Source organism: Corynebacterium sp. HMSC036D02, assembly GCF_001836165.1.
GTDB lineage: Bacteria > Actinomycetota > Actinomycetes > Mycobacteriales > Mycobacteriaceae > Corynebacterium.
This window is the reverse complement of record NZ_KV827692.1, coordinates 1-240: the sequence shown is the minus strand read 5'-3', so window position 1 is coordinate 240 and position 240 is coordinate 1. Positions and strand designations below refer to the sequence as shown.

The window sequence follows — 240 nt, the reverse complement described above, 5'->3', positions numbered from 1 at the left end:
TGGGTGGCAACCTGGCGGATGCGGTGTGCGGGTGTGGCGGCGAGTTTGACTCGCAGGTTCCAGGCGTCGAGGGTTTTCTTCACTTTCGCGGTGTAGGACTCGATGAGTGTGAGGGTGCCCAGGCTGTGTTTCTGGGCGAGTGCTGCGTGGCGGGCTTTGCGTTGCTTACCGCTAAAGCGGGTGGGGCCGAAGTAGACCTGGTGCAGGCCTGCAAGCTCGGCAGCATCGGAGGCAGAAGCT

Annotated in this window: 1 pseudogene; it reads right to left on the bottom strand. The window is 62.9% G+C overall.

Annotation, left to right across the window (positions count from 1 at the left end):
* Positions 1 to 240, bottom strand: a pseudogene (locus HMPREF2743_RS08880) (HNH endonuclease); the annotation flags it as partial.